Genomic DNA, 18,318 nt, shown 5'->3' with positions numbered 1-18,318 from the left:
TACTAGCGTTTTTTAAGGTAAATTGCCATGACCAACCCTGCATCGATTGCTGATACTAATGATAATACTCATTCGACTATAAATTATGATAATAATTTAGATAACACTTTGGATAACGGTCTAGAGAATAGCTTAGCGCATATTGACGACTTAAATTATGCCACCTTGACCGATGCGCTTGAGCAAACGGTGTTTGAAAACTTCGATGATGGCTTATATATCGGCATGATGTCTGGCACCAGCTTAGACGGTATGGACGCCGTGCTTTGTCAATTCGATGGTGAAGAAAACACTCAACAACCCATGCGACTATTAGCAACTCGTAGTCAGGACTTCCCACCGCGCCTGCGTGAAGTGTTATTGGCTTTATGTCAGCCTAATGGTGTCCAAGAGTTAGTGCCAACAGTGGGTGAACCAAACAGCGAATTAGACTGGTTCGGCTGGGCTAGTAAAGAATATGCTGAATTTGCCAGCGACGTGGTCAATAATTTATTGCAGCAGTCCAATACCGATGTAGAGTCGGTGTTGGCAATTGGCTGTCACGGTCAAACCGTGCGTCATCGTCCACAAATGGGCTTTAGCTTGCAATTGCTCGATGCCAATATCATCGCTGAGCGTACTGGTATTAGCGTGGTCAGTGATTTCCGCCGTCGTGATATGGCCGTTGGTGGTCAAGGTGCGCCTTTGGTTCCTGCCTTTCACCAAGCTTTATTTGCCGCCCCTGATAGCACACGGGTGTTATTAAATTTGGGCGGTATTGCTAATATCACGGTATTGCCAGCCAATGACAGTTCTGTTAATGATGCTCTTGTTAATAATAGCCCTGTCATTGGTTATGATACTGGCCCTGCCAATTTATTATTAGATGCGTGGACAGCATTGCATACTGATAAAGATTATGACGCTGGCGGCGCATGGGCGCAGTCAGGACAAGTCGTTGAGCCGCTACTTAACCAGCTGATAGAACATCCGTTTTTTGCGCGAACCTATCCGAAAAGCACGGGGCGTGAAGACTTTAACTTAGCATGGCTACAAAGCGAGCTGCAAAAATTTGACCAAGCATCTGCTCATATTCGCTATTCATCAGCCGATGTACAGGCAACGCTCACTGAATTGACCGCCATGAGTGCCAGTATGCAAATCAATATGTTTATTAATGCACAAGAAAATAGCTCGGTTTACGTCTGCGGTGGCGGTGCGTTAAACGACTACTTGATGACTCGCTTACAAGCACATCTGCCCCATTGCATGGTAGAAACCACTGCCAGCTTAGGGCTGAATCCCGCTTGGGTCGAAGCCGTCGCCTTTGCGTGGCTGGCACGCCAAACCCTAATGGGCGAAACCGGTAACTTGCCAGCTGTAACTGGCGCAAGTAAAGGCGTTGTACTGGGTCAGGTTTGTTTTGCCTGATTGGTCAAATTTTAGTTTACATACGTACACTTATGTGTTTTATAATGGCTTTTGAAATAACATCCTCTTAGGACCGTAAGTACAGGATATAGCGCATGAGCCAGCATAGCAGTTTACCGACCGACTCACTTACCGAGCAAACGATGAATAATACTCCCGTGGATATTGCTGCCAAACAGGCATATAAGCCAAGACAAAAACCACCGCACTACGAGCGTTCTGACGATATGCGCGTGGTGGTCACCGGTATGGGCGCGGTGACGCCTTTGGGATTAGATGTCGAAAGCTCATGGGCAAGCCTGCTTAACGGCGAGAGCGGTATCGCGCCAATTACCCATTTTGATGTGACTGACTATCGGGCGCGAATTGCCGGTGTGGTCAAGGATTTTGACGCCAAGCAATATATGAATGCCAAAGACGCGCGCCGCTATGATGAGTTTATGCATTATGCCGTTGCAGCGTCTGCTATGGCATTGAAAAATGCCGGCTTTATCGATGAAGTCAGCGCTGCTGATGCGCCTGTGCAAAATGTCGACCAAGAGCGCTTTGGGGTGATTTTAGGGTCAGGCATTGGTGGTATCCAAACCATTGAAAACAGTCGCGATACCCTGCGTGAAAAAGGCGCGCTGAAAGTGTCGCCTTTTATCATCCCTGGCTCTATCGTCAATATGGCAGCAGGTTTGGTTGCGATTAAACACACTTTAAAAGGTCCAAACCTTGCGACCTCGACTGCTTGTACAACAGCGACCCATGCAATAGGGATTGCCGCACGCTTGATTGCGTATGGTGATGTCGATGTCATGCTAGCAGGTGGTAGTGAAAAAGGCTCAAGCCCACTTGGTATATCAGGTTTTGGAGCGATGCATGCCCTCTCAACTCGTAATGACGAGCCAACCAAAGCCTCACGTCCTTTTGATAAAGACCGTGATGGTTTTGTGCTTGGAGATGGCGCTGGTGTCGTCGTGCTTGAAAGCCTTGCCCATGCTAAAGCGCGCGGAGCAACGATATTGGCTGAATTGGTTGGCTTTGGTATGAGTGATGATGCAAGCCATATTACCGCACCACCAGAAGATGGTAGCGGTGCGGCACGGGCCATGCGCAATGCCTTAAACGATGCCGGTATCGAGCCTGCCGCAGTTGGCTACGTCAACGCCCATGGGACCAGTACTCCTGCTGGTGATGTCGCCGAATCTATTGCGATTGAAACCGTCTTTGCGCCAGTGAAAGACAGCATATTGGTCAGCTCAACCAAATCTATGACTGGTCATTTATTGGGTGCCGCTGGTGGTGTTGAGGCGATATTTACCGTCCTTGCTCTGCAACATCAGCATGTACCGCCAACCATTAATTTGGACAATGTCGAAGACAACTGTAATCTTGATTATGTTGCCAATCAATCGCGCAAAGTTGAGAACTTACAATATGCAGTGTCTAACAGCTTTGGTTTTGGCGGCACTAACGGCTCATTGATATTTGCCCGTTGGCCGGTACAACCCTAAAGCTAAAAGAAATACCAGAAACAGCGCCAAAAAGCTTTTGATAGTCGCCGTTGTAACCTTGGTGTCAGATTTACTACGTTTGTCCACTTGCAGCCCCTTATCGTACTTGCGTATGATAAGGGGTAATTTTTGGAACATTTATGGAAGATACCATGTCAAGCTACTCATTTTCCCATCAGTTTTATCAACGCTGGACGTGTGCACCTGAGCCTATACGCGCGGCAATCACCCAAGAGCTAAAAGACATCACCACCTTACTGCAAACAGAGACGCCATTTGAGAGCTTTGTTTTTAGCACCCACGACTTAGACGCGCATCTTGACAATCTTTATGAGAATCATGACGCTGAGCAAGCTATTGCCAAAGCCATCGCGGACAAACAAGCCCAAGCGCGTGCTACTGCTGAAAAAGAACGGCTAGAAGAACAACAAAAAATACAAGCGGCAGAAGAAGCCAAGCGTAAAGCAGAGGCTAAGATAGAAGAAGAAACCCGACTGCGTGAAGAAGCAGCGCAACAAGCACCACAGAAAAATGAGCTATTAGCAGTGGATAAAAACAGTTCAGATAAAAACAATCTTGATGCTAAAACTGCTATCACTCATGCTAATGACACTAGCAAGGTCACAGCGCCAAGCGTAGATAAGGTTGATAATAGCGCTGATAGCAATACTGCTAAAGCTCAGCCTACTGAACCATCAAATGCCGTAAAAACTGATGTTAATAACGACTCTAGTGCTAGCTCTGAAAATAAAACTGTCAGTGAGCATGCCAATACGATTAGCGGCAATGCAATTAGCGATAGCCATATTGCTAATGATAAGCGCATTAAAGAAGATAGCAGCATTAAAACAATCAATGATAAAGCCAGCGCCGCCATCAAGCTGGCATTAAAAGATGCAAAGCTAAATACCACCCATCAAGAGCTAATCCGTGAGCTTGAAATGCAAATTGATGATTATCTTAGTGAACAAATGATGCTGATGTCTGAAAACTTAAAATCTTGGTTACGGGCGGAGATGACTCAAAATTTAAGTGAAGATAAAGTAGAAACGAATAAAGAATCGTAAAAAAGCTAAATATTGCTATCCGTTCATAAATCGATAGCAATAAATCTCTAGAATAGAAAAAGCCCCGTAAATTTACGGGGCTTTTTTTGTTTTAAATTCAGGAATATAAGCTTTTATTTTAGATAGCTTTTGTACGCTCGGTTAACCATTCAAGTGCCGCACCTTTAACTCGGTCTTTTAGCTCGGCATAAACTTGGCTATGATAGTCATTTAGCCAATCAATCTCTACTTGGGTTAATAATGCAGGCTCAATCAAACGCGTATCGATTGGGCAATAAGTGATGGTCTCAAAGTTTAAGAATTTGCCAAACTCAGTCTCAGTCGGACTCGCCACTGGCATATTGACCACTAAGTTTTCAATACGAATACCCCACTTGCCTTCACGGTATAAACCTGGCTCATTACTGGATATCATGCCTACTTTCATGGCGCGCTCTTTTGGCGTACTGGCACTATAAGCAATGACTTGTGGGCCTTCATGCACATTTAAGAAGTAACCAACGCCATGACCAGTACCATGACCATAGTCCATTTGTGCCTGCCATAATGGTGCACGGCAAATCGCATCGATGAGTGGTGAAGCAATGCCATCAGGGAAATGCGCTTTTGCCAAAGCAATATGGGCTTTTAGCACGGTGGTAAAGTCACGTTTGTGCTCAGAACTTACTTTGCCAATACCGACCACACGGGTGATATCGGTAGTACCGTTTTGATACTGGGCGCCTGAGTCAATCAGCAATAATCCACCTTCGCCCTCAGCGACGTCAAGGTAGCTGAATTTTTCTGGCGTCGCACGGTAATGCGGCAGTGCACCGTTTTCATTAAAGCCTGCAATCGTTGGAAAGCTTGGCGAGACATAATGCGGCTGCTGACTGCGTGCTTCGATGAGCATACTATCGACATCAAGCTCACTTAGACGCTCGCCGGCTGCTAGACGCTGCTCAAATGTAGCGAAAAACTCACTTAACGCCGCACCATCTTGACGCATGGCTTCACGTACATGATCGATGTCTGAATCAGATTTAACTGATTTAAGTAACGTACTTGGTGCCATTTGCTCGATAAAGCCAACATCGTCCGCCATTTTTGATAGCGTACCCACTGCCACTTTACTTGGGTCTAGCAGCAGCAAATCTTCTGGCGTTAATGTAGCCAATGCCTCTTGCACTGCTTCATAATCAGCAAGCGTGATACCGCTGTCTTTTAGGGCTTTTTCAATGTCAGCGCTGACTTTATTATTATCAATAAACAAGGTCGCTTTATCCGCATCAATCAGCATATGCGCCAAAAATACAGGGTTATAATCAACATCAGCGCCGCGTAAGTTGGTCAACCAAGCGATGTCGTCTAAGCTTGAAAGCAAATGATGGGTTGCGCCTGCATCCGCCATACCTGCGCGCACGGCGGCAAGCTTTGAGGTAGCAGACTGCGCAACAAATTGCTCATCGTGTTGGTATAGTTGTGCTGATGGCAGCGCTGGACGATCGCTCCATATGTCTGTCAATACATCGCGTTCAGTGATTAAGGTAATGTCGTTGGCATCAAAAGCGTCTAGTAATTTATCTTGCTCAGCGATAGACAGCACATTACCATCAACCGCCACACTATCGCCCTCGGCCAAGTGCGCAGCAAGCCAATCGATATGGTTTGGCTGACCGGGTGCCAGCTTCTCTAAAGTAATACCGGTGCCTGCTAATTGATGAGCGGCGTGTACCCAATAGCGGCTATCAGTCCACAGTCCCGCAAAATCAGCGGTAACGACCAGTGTACCGACTGAACCGGTAAACCCTGATAACCATAAACGCGCTTGCCAATACTCAGGCAAGTACTCAGATAAATGTGGATCTGCTGACGGCACGATAATCGCGGTCAGGTCTTGTGCCGCAATAGCAGCACGCAAGCTGGTAATACGTTGTTGAATTTCAGTTTTTGGAGTGACTTCTTGAGTAGACATAACGTCCCTTATTGTATATAAAAAATTAGTATAAAAGCACGAGCACCATGCTATTTAAAATGCTGCATAAAACGCTGTATAAGTAGAAAAAACCCTCTCAATACAGCGCCGTAGAATCGATACGTTCTCGATATATTGTTATTATAAACTGACATCATCAGCTGATTATTAGCGGTTAATTAAGTGGGCGTTTATTAAGTTTGCTACAGATACAAGCTAGCGCATATAACGATATGGGGATGATAACTGACTTATAAACGCCTTTAACAGCAATACCCATTTAATCGTGAACGAATCATGAACGAATCGTAAAAATGACCGATGACTCAAAATAAAAGAAGCCACTGTTTAGTAGCTTCTGTATTTTTATCACTTATCAAACGACTGCTATAAATAGCGCTAATACTCTTGTGCTTATATTAGCCTCTTACTTACATTCTTTGCTTACATTCTGATATTACTGCTGTTTTTAATCATATTGCTCATCGGTTTTGACAATGCTAATAAAATCAGCGCGGTCACTACCAAGAACATGGTCATAATAGAGAATAAATCCGGTAAGCCTTCGATTTTATCAGCGGTGACATGGCTACCAAAGAAGGCGGCGACCAAGTTACCCATCGCAATAGAAGCAAAAAACAGCCCCATGATTTGACCTTGCATCCCTTCAGGTGCCAAGCGCGTCATTGACGACATACCAACAGGGCTTAATGCCAACTCACCTAGCGTCAGTAAAAACAAACTGCCAACCAACCACAGTGGTGATGCCAAAGCACCGGGAGCGACCAAGATACTTTTGGAAGCCATAATCATCAGCCCAAAACCTGCCGCGGCTAACAACATACCAAGCGCAAATTTTACCATGCTATTAGGCTCAAGACCTTTAGCACCGAGCTTCACCCACAAAATACTAATAATGGGCGCTAATAATAAAATAAATAACGGATTGAGCGACTGAAACCAGATACTTGGGATATGAAAACCCATGACTTCTAAATCCGTATAACGGTCAGCAAATAAGTTAAACGAGGTTGGCTGCTGATCAAAACTTGACCAAAACAAGGTCGAACCAATAATCAATAACAGACAGACCAGTAAGCGTTTTTTATCAGAGGAGCTCAACCGTGATGACATAAACATCACCGCAAAATATAGTAGCACCACAGCTGCGATGGTATAGGTCATATACTCTGCGACCAATATCGGATTAAATGGCATCAAACCGGTGCTAATGAGCACAATCAATACCACAAAAATAGCCGCAACGCCTAGTACCCAGCGCCCTATATTTTGGAAGCGGTCATTTGCATGCTCCCAATCAGCGGTGATGTTTTTGGCACGCGCATAACGATTTAATGTCTTTCTGGCTGAAAAACGGTAAATCAGTAACGAAGCCAGCATACCAATACCACCGACGCCAAAGCCTGCATGCCACATGCCTTTTTCTCTAAAAACCCCAACAATCAGCGCTGCCAATAGCGCACCGATATTGATACCCATATAAAACAGCGTAAATCCTGCGTCACGGCGATTGTCCGTTTCGGGATATAACGCCCCAACCATGACCGTAATACAGGTCTTAAACAATCCTGACCCAATGACAATAAACATCAAACCGACAAAAAATAGCACCATGCCAAACATGGCTGACAACGCAATACATAAATGCCCAAGCGCAATAATGATACTGCCCCACCACAGCGCCCGCTCCTGACCAAGCCAGTTATCCGCCAACCAGCCGCCGGGTACTGCCGCCAAATATAATGAACCGGCGAAAATACCATAGATGGCAGAAGCCGTTGCTTCATCAAAACCGAAACCACCACTGCCAACCGTCGCCACCATAAAGAGTACTAATAATGGACGAATACTATAATAAGAAAAACGCTCCCACATCTCGGTGAAAAATAACGAGCTTAAGGGTTTAGGATGCCCCATAAAGCCATTATCTAATGCTTCTAATTCAGCAGCACTAGCGTTCGATTGTGAGTCTGTGCTCATAAATCTATTCCTTTAAAAACTACTGTAATGATGACCAAACTTCTAATTATTCTGCTAGGCGGTCACATAGGCGCATTATTGTTTCACTTGCCTAGAACCAAGTAAAGAAAAAAAGGTTTAATAATTACACAAACACTCACAAAAAAACCCGCCCTCAATTCGCTAAGGGCGGGTTTTTTGTGAGCTGTACAAATAAAACAATCGCCATGACCGTTTTAATTAATCAATACCATAGACGTTATAAGCAATATTATAAGAGATAGGTCTATGACAAAATCTATTGCTAGGTTTAGAAATTGCTAGGTTTAGAAATTGCTAGGTCTAAAAATTGAATCAGCAGCTATCTGAATAAAAATTACTCTGCTGTCGCAGCTTTTTCAGTCGTGCCAGCATCCAAATCAGCATCGGCTTGCTCGGCTGTCACATCAGCATCAGCAACCGCTGCTTGATTAACAGTACCTTCAGCCGTGGCTGTACCAGCTTCAGCGCTAACCACTGCACTGTCGGCATCAGTAGCTGGCGTTGCGTTAGCATCCGCTGCAGTATCGCTCGTTGCTGCTGCATCAGTCTCTGCTGCAGGCGCAGCCGCTGTTTCAGCAGTCGCAGCTTCTTCCGGAGCAGCAGTTGCTTCTGCTTCCTCGGCGGCTGACGCTTCAATGGTCTCAGGAGTGATATGCTCACCCGCTGGACGCAAGAAACCAGAAATGCCAATCAATAAGACGATACCTAAAAATAAGGCAACACCGCCTAAAGCATATAGGAACTCTTTCTTGGGGTTGTTATTAACGATATCTTCTGACATACCTTATCCACCTTGCACAGAATATTTAAAATATTGGGCTATTATATCGCAATTTATACTGATTTGTGAAAACCCTTAACTATTTAAAGGTTTTATTCATAAAAAAAGTGAAATCCGCTCTATATTGCCATGCTTAACGTATCAAATTGCTAAATGGCAACCTAGGCAACCAAACGCGTCCGCGGGGTCGCACGCTTGCCAAGATAGCTTAATAATAATAGAAGCGCAATAATGATTAAAATAGGATAATTACCAAAGTTCATAAACGGCGTATTACCAACACGGGCTTGAATATCACCGCGTAATACCGTGCGCTCAAACTGCGGGGCGCGCTCAACGATACGACCTTTATGGTCAATAATAGCGGTAACCCCCGTATTGGTCGCGCGCATAAACCAACGGCCATTTTCTAACGCGCGCATTTGTACCATTTGCAGATGCTGCAGTGGACCTGCTGAAGTGCCAAACCACGCATCGTTTGAGATGGTCAATAAAAAGTCAGTATTGATGGCGTTTTTACGGGTGGTATCAGGATAAGCAACCTCATAACACACTGCTGCGCCCAAGTTATGTCCACGAACCCGCAGCGGTGATTGATTGTCACTACCGCGACTGTAGCTTAAAATCTCTTGGCTACCCGCCAGATTAGGCAGAATATCTAACATGCCTTCAAACGGAATATATTCGCCAAACGGTACTAAGCGCTGTTTTTTATACAGTCCTTCTGCTTCCGCGCCTAACGCAATCACACTATTATAAAACGGTGGATATTTGTCAGTTTTGGCATCAAAAGCCGCTTCATCTTTATAAGGAATACCGGTCACCCAAGTGGTATTGGTTTCTTTGGCCATTTTTACCATTTCGGTGATAAAACCAACCGCATCAGTCTGAAACATCGGAATCGACGATTCGGGCCATAAAACAATGTCACGCCCCCACTCGGTACGCGTCAGATTTGCATAGATTTTTAGCGTTTCTATCTGATATTCAGTCAGCCATTTTAAATCTTGCGGGATATTGCCTTGGATTAATGACACCGATAAATCAGGCGTACCTTTTGGCTTCGTCCACTGTGGATTTATCAACCATAATGCGCAGCTGACAACCAACAACGCGCTGGCAGGAATCATATAACCGCCGCGACGACGCAGCAGCTCGACCAAACTTGCCGCCAATAATACCGCAACGAAAGAGACAGCAAACACGCCGGCAACGGGCGCTAATGACGATAGCCAATACTGCTCAGTAAAGGCATAACCGACAAATAACCACGGGAAACCCGTAAATAGCCAGGTTTTCATCCACTCTTGTAGTACCCAAAGCGCCGCAAATGATAACGGTTGCTTGCCGACCACCCGATTAAAAACCAACGCCAAGAAGCCATGGAATAATCCCATGCCCAAACCCATTAGCGCAATCATAATCAGCGCCAGCCAGACGGGCGTATCGCCATAAACATGGATAGAGGTATAGAGCCAAAATGCCCCCACACACCAAAGTCCCGTGCCATAAGCCTGACCAATGACAAACGCTCGCTTGCCGCTCATTTGCGGCATCAGTAACGCGTATAAAATAGCAGGTGATACCAAGGCGACTGGCCAAAAGCCATATGGCGCGAGCGCAAAGATAAACACTGCCCCTGCCAGCAACGCAATCAATATAGTCAGCACCATAGGTAAGCCCTTTGGCTTATCGGGGTTCAGGCGTTTTTGCAAATCAACAGTAGACAGACGCATAGCAGTTATCCAAAACCTTATTATTCAGTAATTTAAAACCTATAAAACCTATAAAACTTAAATGTTAACTTTGAGGGATTCAAGCAGTGGCGCATTCAACGCTTAATTGATAGCCCTCTATATAACGATAAAGACATTACTCAAAAATCAAACCTGCCCATGATACCAGTCTGTACCACTCAATGGGTAAATTTGCGTTGCAAAATATCGGTTTTAAAAGCGAAAAAAAACACGACCGCAATCGTGTTTTTATAGCTATAAAGACATCAAATGATAACGTTACTGATAAACTTGCTAGGCCGTTATGAAAAGCTTAATAATAAAAAGCTCAGTCATAAAAGCTCAGTCATAAAAAGCTGAATAATAAATTAATGGCTACCTATCAGTATTTGCTGGTCAGCATTGATTTTAGTGAGTTCTAAATTCTGAATAAAGCGCCCTTCGACATCGGTAATGGTGATTTGCCAATCATCGATAACCACGCTTTCACCTTCCAAATCACCAACGTAACCAAGCGCCTGCATGACCAAGCCGCCCATGGTATCGACATCGGTATCATCAAAGTGACTACCAAGCTCATCGTTACAGTCTTCTATCACGGTCGACGCTTGCACGCGCCAGGTATTTGGCTTTTCAGGGTCGGCGACAATATTATTGATATCACTGTCTTCATCGAAATCATCATGCTCATCGACGATATCACCAACGATCTCCTCAAGTAAGTCTTCCATGGTTACCACACCGCCGAAGTTACCAAACTCATCGACGACAATCGCCATATGCACTTGGGTACGCTGCAATGAGCGTAACAAAGTATCAGAACGCGCGGTTTCACTGATATAGAGTGGCTGACGGACAAGGTCTCTGAGACGTTTGCTGTCGATTTTGTCTTCTTGGTCGCGCACCATATGCACGAGGATAGGAATCAAATCTTTTGCCAATAAGATACCAATAACAGCGTCGTCGTCTTGGCTATCAAATACCGGATAGCGCGAGTGCGTGGTCTCAAGAATGATGTCCATTACTTCAGCAAGACTGGTACTTTCATGCAACCCAACCACTTGCGGGCGCGGGGTCATAATTTCGCGAACTTGGGTCGCAGGCAGGTCGAGCACGCCTTCTAGCATATCGACGGTATCAGGCTCTAAGAATTGACGCGAGTCCTGTACCAAACGAATCAGTTCATCACGGGTTTCGGGGGCGGTCGATAGCCAGCGTTTTAAGCCGCGCATCGACCAACTACTCGGGCTGGGAGTGTCGTCAGACATGGTGATGTGATTTAACCTCTTTAGTTAATAGAATGAGTTAATAGCAATTGTGAATGTCATGTAAAATCATAAAAAATGTAGATGGGGATTAAAGTAATAAATAAAACCGGCCATTTATCATTAGATGATTAAATAATAAATATAAATAGACCAGCTTAATGTGTTTCACTTTATCGCATGGCTTGCTGACATTCAACGACAAATTCACTCAAATTGTATTGTCAGTGTGTTATAAACTTTGCTATGGTCAAAGCCTTTATTTATCAATAACAAACACTATGTCCCTACGCGCGTTTTTCTCTCGCCTGCTCACGCCGCTCTCAAATAGCCATCGCTCAGAGAATGGCGCCGCTCATGGTCGCCAGCAAAAGCGGACGTGGCGATATTACCTTGTGCAGTTTTTTATCATTACTACCTTACTGCTATCTGCTATTTGGCTATTGATGGCGCTTTGGTATCAGTTTGGAATGCGCTCGCTCATCACGTGGCTGGCAACTATCGTGATTGTCGGCGTACTGATAGCCTTGCTTAGTAGCCATTATTGGCCAAAAACCGCTAAACAATTGAATAACCAGCAAGCGACTAGTCAATCAATTACTAAGGCAAAAACAAGCACAAACACAAATAAAAAATCAGCAAGCAAATGGCTAATGGGTTTATATGCCGCTATTTGGTTTGTCGGTCTTGGCTGGTTTCTATCTATCGAACCAAAGCAAAATCGCGATTGGATGCCTGAAGTCAGTGAGCGAGTCACGTATGAGCGTGATGCCAATAATCCTGATTTGGTTACTTTCAGCAATGTACGTAACTTTGATTGGCATACGGATCAGGAAGCGACCGAACATTGGGACACGCGGACCATTGATATGTCAAAATTATCTGGCGTCGATGTCACCAACTCTTATTGGATGGGACCGCTGATTGCTCATACTTTGGTCAGTTTCCGCTTCGAAAATGATAGACCGCTTGCCTTCTCATTTGAGATTCGTAAAGAAAATGGCGAATCGTTTTCGGCATTGGCAGGGTTTTTTAGACGTTTTGAATTAAGCCTGATTGCCGCAGAGGAGCGCGATATTATTTACACGCGTACCAATGCGCGTGGCGAGCAAGTTTATTTGTTTCCGGTCAGCAATCTACAACAGCATGAGGTCAAGTCATTATTTGAATCTTACTTAACCGCCGCCGATGAACTGAATGCCAAGCCAGCGTGGTATAACACCTTGATTAGCAACTGTACCAATATCATTTTTTATATGGCGCGTATTGTCAGTGGTGAGCGTCTGCCATGGGATTACCGGATTTGGGTATCTGGTTGGCTGCCAAACTATTTATACGACGTCGGCATGCTCGACGCCAATCCTGAAAAAGACGGTCAGCCTTGGTCAATGGATACTTGGTACGAGCGTACCCATATCAACGCCAAGGTTCGCGGCTTTGATAATCAGGCTAACTTAGAATCTGACATTAACAGTCACGAAAACAGCCGCCAGTTCTCTGAGCAGATTCGGCAAGGTATCCCTATGCCGCTATTAGCTGATTCGCAAACGGATGCCGAAGCAAGTGCTAAATTGGCGGCTGATGCTAAGGATTAACCCAATTTACCACCCGCGTTTCCATCTCTTCATCAGACATACCAATCTCGGAAACACAGCGCCCTGCTACGCCAACATTGGCAGCGCGCATTTGCTGCTGGGTTGCCACCGCATCTTGGGTTAATAACAAATGCCAACTTGGCAAACCCTGACCTTTATACAAGCGTTTATAAGCGCAGTGCGACGGTAGCCACATCATCTGTGGCAAATTCTCCATGGTCAGCTGAATACAATCGGGCACATGTTCTTGGCGCGTGTCATAGTGCTGACAATAGCCCGTCGCACAATCCATCAGCTGGCAAGTCACATCGGTATATTCGACCATTTCTGCTTCATGACTACTGTCATCGTCGCTAACGTGCTCATCGTCGATATATTTAATGAGACAGCAACTGCCGCAGCCATCACACAAGGCTTCCCATTCGCTATGGTTTAATTCTGACAGCGCAAAACGTGACCAAAACTGCGGGCGCAATGTTTCAGTCGATTTATTGTCGCTGTCCTCGTCATTGGCATTGTCGCTGCTAGTATTGCTAGCAGGAAATAGGCTCACGATTGGCTCTAGCCCTGAGCTTATTCCTGTATTTGAAGCAGCTTTGTTTTGCGAGGCTGAATCAGAATCTAAGTTGGCAGCAGATTGATTTAACAAGTTGATAGTCATAGCGTTGTAGTCGATTTTTTATAAAGAGACATTTTGATAAAGAGCGTTACAGTATTATAGCTGTTTTTGCTCAACTTGGGCGTTAAGGTAGTACGAGTAAGCAAAAGGATTGCGCTAGCATACGCATTATTCATATTTATAGAACAACACTCATAACATAAAAAAGGACAATAATATGTCAATTAAGACCTTTGAATTAATCAGTACCACTGAAAATAACGTCCAACTGATCAGCTATGTAGCGCTGCCAGAATCGGCCTCAGATGATAATCCGGTAGCTGGTATTTTGGTCGCGCCAGAATGGTGGGGCGTGGTCGATCACCCAAAATCGGTGGTTGAGCGTTTGGCAGAAGCAGGCTATGCTGCCGTGGCGATGGACGTTTACGGTGAAGGCAAACTGACCAGCGATGCAGCAATGGCAAATATGTGGATGACACAAGTACTTGAAGACCAAGACATGCTGATGGCGCGCTGCCGTTTAATCCTCAATGATTTTGGTGACCAATTGGCCGTTAATCGCGATAACTTAGCAGCGATAGGCTATTGCTTTGGTGGTAAAGTCGTCCTCGATATGGCGCGTGAAGGCATGCCATTAAAAGCGGTCGCTACCTTCCATGGCAATCCGTCGGCAAAACAGCCAGCGGACAAAAACTTTAAAGCTAAAGTGTTGGTCGCTCATGGTCGTGATGATTCGATGGTATCCATGGATGCGATTGAAGGTCTGAAATCTGAGCTAGATGCTGCCGATGTCGATTACACTATCGATGTGTACGACAACGCTAAGCATGGATTTACCAATCCGCATGCTGATGAGCGCGCTGCCAAAAATGGCGTCGACCTTGGCTATAATGAAGCCGCGGCTAAGCAAAGCTGGGAGAATATGCTTGAGTTTATGAAAAGCAACTTGGCATAAATCTCTGCAAAAAACGCCTATAAAAGGTAGTTAAAAAAGGGCTGCTTATCTATTAAGCAGCCCTTTTTATTTGTCTGATCGATTTTATGTTAATGACTTATCTTGTACTTCTGATTAAATCGCGTCATTATCACTTTATTATCAAGCGGATTGAGTGACGAGGATGCTATATCTATTAATGAGCCCGTTGGGTTGGCTGGCTTTTATTGTTCTATTAATCATGGTTGTGGTGCTATATAGCAAGATTAATCGGCAAATTGAGCAGCTGCGCCATGATACGACGGCGCTACAAGCTGAGCTTGAGCAGCTTGCAGATAGCGTGAATACAGCAAAGCCCTCGCACGCTGCGTATATAATTCCTACTCAAGAGAGCCGATCTGAATCAGTAGAACCATTAACACAATCAGTAGAAGAATTGGCTACCTCCGCTGTTCTCATTCCCGATGCTACTTTTATTCCTAATGTCGAATCTACAAAAAATCAGCATTTAGAAACAACACCTCCAGAGCTGCCGATACTATCAAAGTCACCACAATCGCCCTCACCGCCACAATCGAAAATCCCACAAAAAACTATCGCAGCTATAGAGCCGGACGAACGCTCCTTGCCTATCGTTACCTCCGTTATTCACTCTATGCAAAATTGGTTTTTTGGCGGTAATTTAGTAGTGCGCGTTGGGGTATTGGTATTGCTCGTCGGCGTGGTGTTATTGCTACGCTTATTAAGCGATTATATCGAAATCCCTATTACCGTGAAGCTCATTGGCATTGGTATTATTGGCTTAGGGCTTGCGGCGCTGGGATTAAAATTAGCAAAAAACCGTTTTGCTTATGGTATTACCCTGCAAGGCGCAGGTTTAGCGATTGCTTATTTAACCACTTTTTTTGCCTATAGCGCCTATCACGTGCTCTCAAGTGTGCCGAGCTTTATTGGACTTGGTATATTATCAGCCATCACCATTGGCTTAGCTGTGCGTCAAAATGCCTTACCGTTGGCATTGTTAGCGCTTTCTGGCGGCTTCTTTGCCCCTATTTTGACCAGTAGTGATATCGGTAATTTAGTAACCTTGTTTAGCTACTATTTATTATTGAATATCACCATTGCTATCATCGCTCACTACCGCACTTGGAAAATGCTCAATCTACTTGGTGTGATGGTTACCTTTGGACTGGCCTATTATTGGGGTGTGACTGAAAACTTAAGTGCTGTTATTGAGGCGCAGCGCTGGTCATTGGTATTACTGGTCGCGCTGCATGTACTGCTATATTTATTTGTCGTCATTCGCTACGCGCAACAAATCATCGCTTATAACACGCTTAATGAAGCAAATTTTGCTGATACAGATGCTGTAGATACTTTTAATAGTGTAAACAACGTCAACTACCTAGATAAGGTTCATCTAGGAAACAACTCCTATGTATTTCCTATTGATACCGGTTTACTATTTTCCGTACCGATATTGGCCTTTGGTTTATTTGCTGCGCTGTTAGACGCTGTTCCTAACGCGTTAACCATTACCAGTGCTGTTTTAGCGGCAATTTATTTGGGCATTGGCTGGGTGTTTGTCCAGCGTAGTCAGCGTTATGCCTTAATCACCGAGGGTATGCTGGCGTTAGGGTTTGGCTTTTTAGCGTTGGTCATTCCGCTGGCATTCGATGCTGAATGGATTGCCTTTGGCTGGTCGGTACAAGGGCTGGCATTGGTATGGTTCGGACGGCGCTCACTACGCGCATGGTCAGTATTGTTTGGGTTGTTATTACAGCTACTCAGTATCGCCATGCTGATGATAAATGTGGTCTTTACGATCAAAGATTATCCAACGCTGGCATTGACGATTTCAGCTCTTAGCTATCTAGCAACGATGTTTATCTTACGCGCTAGCAACTCGCCTGCCGTTTTAGATAACAGTCTAAGCCGCGCTTCACAGCAGCATATGCCGTCTGATTTACCATCTTCAATCACCGACATAACAGCAAATGTCGCTCAGTCGCTAGGTATTAGTAGCCAAGCCGCTCAGCAATGGCTTACCAGTATCAATAGCCAAAGTATGCCGTTTAACCTGATGTGGCGCAGTCCGATTTTGAGTCGTTTTTTGACCTTTACCGCAATGGTTTGGCTGCTGTATGTATTGGTCATCGATTTTGACCAATGGCTTACCAGCTGGCAATTAGCAACGACGGCACTGCTAGGGTTGGCAATGTTAACGAGCTTAGTTATTTATCAAGCAATTAATCACTATCATTCGTGGCGTGAGATTAGGCAGTTTAGCCATGGTTTATTGCTGCTATTTTATGCCATGTTACTGTTTCAACTGCCGCAAAAATATGAATTTAATTATCAATGGACAACCTTTCATTGGCCGATATTTATTACCTTACTCATAGGCTGGTTGGTCGTTGGGCAACTATGGTTAAAAACATGGCATAAAGAAGCGGAATTAAAAAGTTTTGATAGCGCGAGCTGGCTTGGTGCTGGAATTATCCTGTTGGCAGAAGCCATGCATTATGGCTTGCCCGATTCAAAAGGCGTCATGACTATTTTAGTTCCGGTTGCCTTTATGCTGGCTGGATTATGGTGGACACAGCGTCATGCCATGGCTCAATACGATGATAAGCAATCAAAAACAGCAAATTCAGCGCTTGCGCCTTATTGGTTCGATTGGCATCAGGCACTGTTAGACAGTGCCAAAATATTTGTGCCTATTGCTTTAGGCTGGGCTATTTTTACCAACTTCACTTACGATGGCGTCATTTGGCAGCTACCCTATTTCCCCCTATTTAACTTATATGATGTGACGTTATGGCTGGTGGTTTTTTACAGCTTGGGCGTTTATTTGCTCCGTCAGCCACATGGCATGAAATCGAGAAGCCTATTAAGCGCCATTCCTAAAAACGATATGCTATTAATTATCTTAGCGCTGATTGGCCTTTGGATAGGCTCTAGTATGTTGGTTAGAACGCTGCATGCATTTATCGGTACGCCTTTATGGACTGGCGGTTTATACGACGTTACAGGGGGCGCTTGGAATAGCGAACAAGTACAGACGGGGTTAACCATTTTATGGACACTCATTGCTTTGGTCGCCACTATTATCGCCAGCCGCTATGGACAGCGAACACTATGGTTTATGGGCATTGGACTGCTGGGCGTTGTCGTGCTAAAACTGGTAATCGTCGATTTATCACAAACCGAGGCAATTTGGCGGGTGATTTCCTTCCTTGGCGCGGGTAGCTTAATATTAGTCATTGGTTATTTAGCACCATTACCACCAGCGCGCGAGGATTTAACAGACGAGTCTGAAGGATAGTCTGCTCTAAGCGTTAAATGAAATTGTAACGTGATAACTTGATAACGTTGGGTGATAGCGCTGGTTGTGTAGTAAACTGGACGCCATTAAAGAGTAAGCAAAGAGTGT

12 protein-coding genes are annotated in these 18,318 nt (G+C 44.8%); 6 read left to right on the top strand and 6 right to left on the bottom strand.

Going from position 1 to position 18,318, the window contains the following annotated elements:
• Nucleotides 1–27 precede the first annotated feature (27 nt).
• The 3 genes from JMX94_RS09670 (at nt 28) to JMX94_RS09660 (ending at nt 3,976) form a co-directional block, all read left to right on the top strand.
• Nucleotides 28–1,410: an anhydro-N-acetylmuramic acid kinase gene (locus JMX94_RS09670; protein ID WP_201565156.1), complete on the top strand. Its 1,383-nt coding sequence runs from the start codon at nt 28–30 to the stop codon at nt 1,408–1,410.
• 143 nt (nt 1,411–1,553) lie between these two features.
• Nucleotides 1,554–2,909: a beta-ketoacyl-ACP synthase II gene (fabF, locus tag JMX94_RS09665; protein WP_227673597.1), complete on the top strand. Its 1,356-nt coding sequence runs from the start codon at nt 1,554–1,556 to the stop codon at nt 2,907–2,909.
• Nucleotides 2,910–3,049: 140 nt separating this feature from the next.
• Nucleotides 3,050–3,976 carry a hypothetical protein gene (locus tag JMX94_RS09660; protein WP_201565154.1) on the top strand — a complete coding sequence of 309 codons (927 nt, stop codon included), beginning with the start codon at nt 3,050–3,052 and terminating at the stop codon, nt 3,974–3,976.
• Nucleotides 3,977–4,094: 118 nt separating this feature from the next.
• On the opposite strand, the gene JMX94_RS09655 is transcribed toward JMX94_RS09660, so the two are convergent.
• From JMX94_RS09655 to JMX94_RS09635, 5 genes are all read right to left on the bottom strand, one after another.
• Complete coding sequence (locus JMX94_RS09655; protein ID WP_201565153.1) at nt 4,095–5,930, bottom strand: aminopeptidase P family protein; 1,836 nt, start codon at nt 5,928–5,930, stop codon at nt 4,095–4,097.
• Nucleotides 5,931–6,374: 444 nt separating this feature from the next.
• Nucleotides 6,375–7,931, bottom strand: coding sequence for a peptide MFS transporter (locus tag JMX94_RS09650; protein WP_201565152.1), 1,557 nt, complete (start codon nt 7,929–7,931; stop codon nt 6,375–6,377).
• A gap of 355 nt (nt 7,932–8,286) precedes the next feature.
• Nucleotides 8,287–8,733, bottom strand: coding sequence for a hypothetical protein (locus JMX94_RS09645; protein ID WP_201565151.1), 447 nt, complete (start codon nt 8,731–8,733; stop codon nt 8,287–8,289).
• 161 nt (nt 8,734–8,894) lie between these two features.
• Nucleotides 8,895–10,469 carry an apolipoprotein N-acyltransferase gene (gene lnt / locus JMX94_RS09640; RefSeq protein WP_201565150.1) on the bottom strand — a complete coding sequence of 525 codons (1,575 nt, stop codon included), beginning with the start codon at nt 10,467–10,469 and terminating at the stop codon, nt 8,895–8,897.
• A 368-nt stretch (nt 10,470–10,837) separates the two neighbouring features.
• Nucleotides 10,838–11,737: a CBS domain-containing protein gene (locus JMX94_RS09635; RefSeq protein ID WP_201565149.1), complete on the bottom strand. Its 900-nt coding sequence runs from the start codon at nt 11,735–11,737 to the stop codon at nt 10,838–10,840.
• Nucleotides 11,738–12,015: 278 nt separating this feature from the next.
• On the opposite strand from JMX94_RS09635, the gene JMX94_RS09630 reads away from it, so the two are divergent.
• Nucleotides 12,016–13,329, top strand: a complete 1,314-nt coding sequence (locus JMX94_RS09630; RefSeq protein ID WP_201565148.1) for a DUF4105 domain-containing protein — start codon at nt 12,016–12,018, stop codon at nt 13,327–13,329.
• On the opposite strand, the gene JMX94_RS09625 is transcribed toward JMX94_RS09630, so the two are convergent.
• The gene (locus JMX94_RS09625; RefSeq protein WP_227673596.1) at nt 13,319–13,804 is read right to left on the bottom strand and encodes a YcgN family cysteine cluster protein; all 486 of its coding nucleotides are present in this window, start codon (nt 13,802–13,804) and stop codon (nt 13,319–13,321) included. The genes JMX94_RS09630 and JMX94_RS09625 overlap by 11 nt on opposite strands.
• Nucleotides 13,805–14,165: 361 nt before the next feature.
• On the opposite strand from JMX94_RS09625, the gene JMX94_RS09620 reads away from it, so the two are divergent.
• A complete protein-coding gene (locus JMX94_RS09620; protein WP_201565146.1) occupies nt 14,166–14,903 on the top strand; it encodes a dienelactone hydrolase family protein in 738 nt (245 codons plus the stop codon).
• A gap of 178 nt (nt 14,904–15,081) precedes the next feature.
• Nucleotides 15,082–18,210, top strand: a complete 3,129-nt coding sequence (locus JMX94_RS09615; RefSeq protein ID WP_227673593.1) for a DUF2339 domain-containing protein — start codon at nt 15,082–15,084, stop codon at nt 18,208–18,210.
• Nucleotides 18,211–18,318: the final 108 nt, after the last annotated feature.

Source organism: Psychrobacter sp. CMS30, from assembly GCF_904846565.1.
GTDB lineage: Bacteria > Pseudomonadota > Gammaproteobacteria > Pseudomonadales > Moraxellaceae > Psychrobacter > Psychrobacter maritimus.
This window is presented reverse-complemented; position numbering and strand designations above follow the sequence as displayed.

Coding starts and splice junctions, on each gene's coding strand:
- JMX94_RS09660 (WP_201565154.1), top strand. CDS start 3,050: ATGGAAGATACCATGTCAAGCTACTCATTTTCCCATCAGTTTTATCAA.
- JMX94_RS09620 (WP_201565146.1), top strand. CDS start 14,166: ATGTCAATTAAGACCTTTGAATTAATCAGTACCACTGAAAATAACGTC.
- JMX94_RS09670 (WP_201565156.1), top strand. CDS start 28: ATGACCAACCCTGCATCGATTGCTGATACTAATGATAATACTCATTCG.
- JMX94_RS09655 (WP_201565153.1), bottom strand. CDS start 5,930: ATGTCTACTCAAGAAGTCACTCCAAAAACTGAAATTCAACAACGTATT.
- JMX94_RS09645 (WP_201565151.1), bottom strand. CDS start 8,733: ATGTCAGAAGATATCGTTAATAACAACCCCAAGAAAGAGTTCCTATAT.
- JMX94_RS09635 (WP_201565149.1), bottom strand. CDS start 11,737: ATGTCTGACGACACTCCCAGCCCGAGTAGTTGGTCGATGCGCGGCTTA.
- JMX94_RS09615 (WP_227673593.1), top strand. CDS start 15,082: ATGAGCCCGTTGGGTTGGCTGGCTTTTATTGTTCTATTAATCATGGTT.
- JMX94_RS09630 (WP_201565148.1), top strand. CDS start 12,016: ATGTCCCTACGCGCGTTTTTCTCTCGCCTGCTCACGCCGCTCTCAAAT.
- lnt (WP_201565150.1), bottom strand. CDS start 10,469: ATGCGTCTGTCTACTGTTGATTTGCAAAAACGCCTGAACCCCGATAAG.
- JMX94_RS09650 (WP_201565152.1), bottom strand. CDS start 7,931: ATGAGCACAGACTCACAATCGAACGCTAGTGCTGCTGAATTAGAAGCA.
- fabF (WP_227673597.1), top strand. CDS start 1,554: ATGAATAATACTCCCGTGGATATTGCTGCCAAACAGGCATATAAGCCA.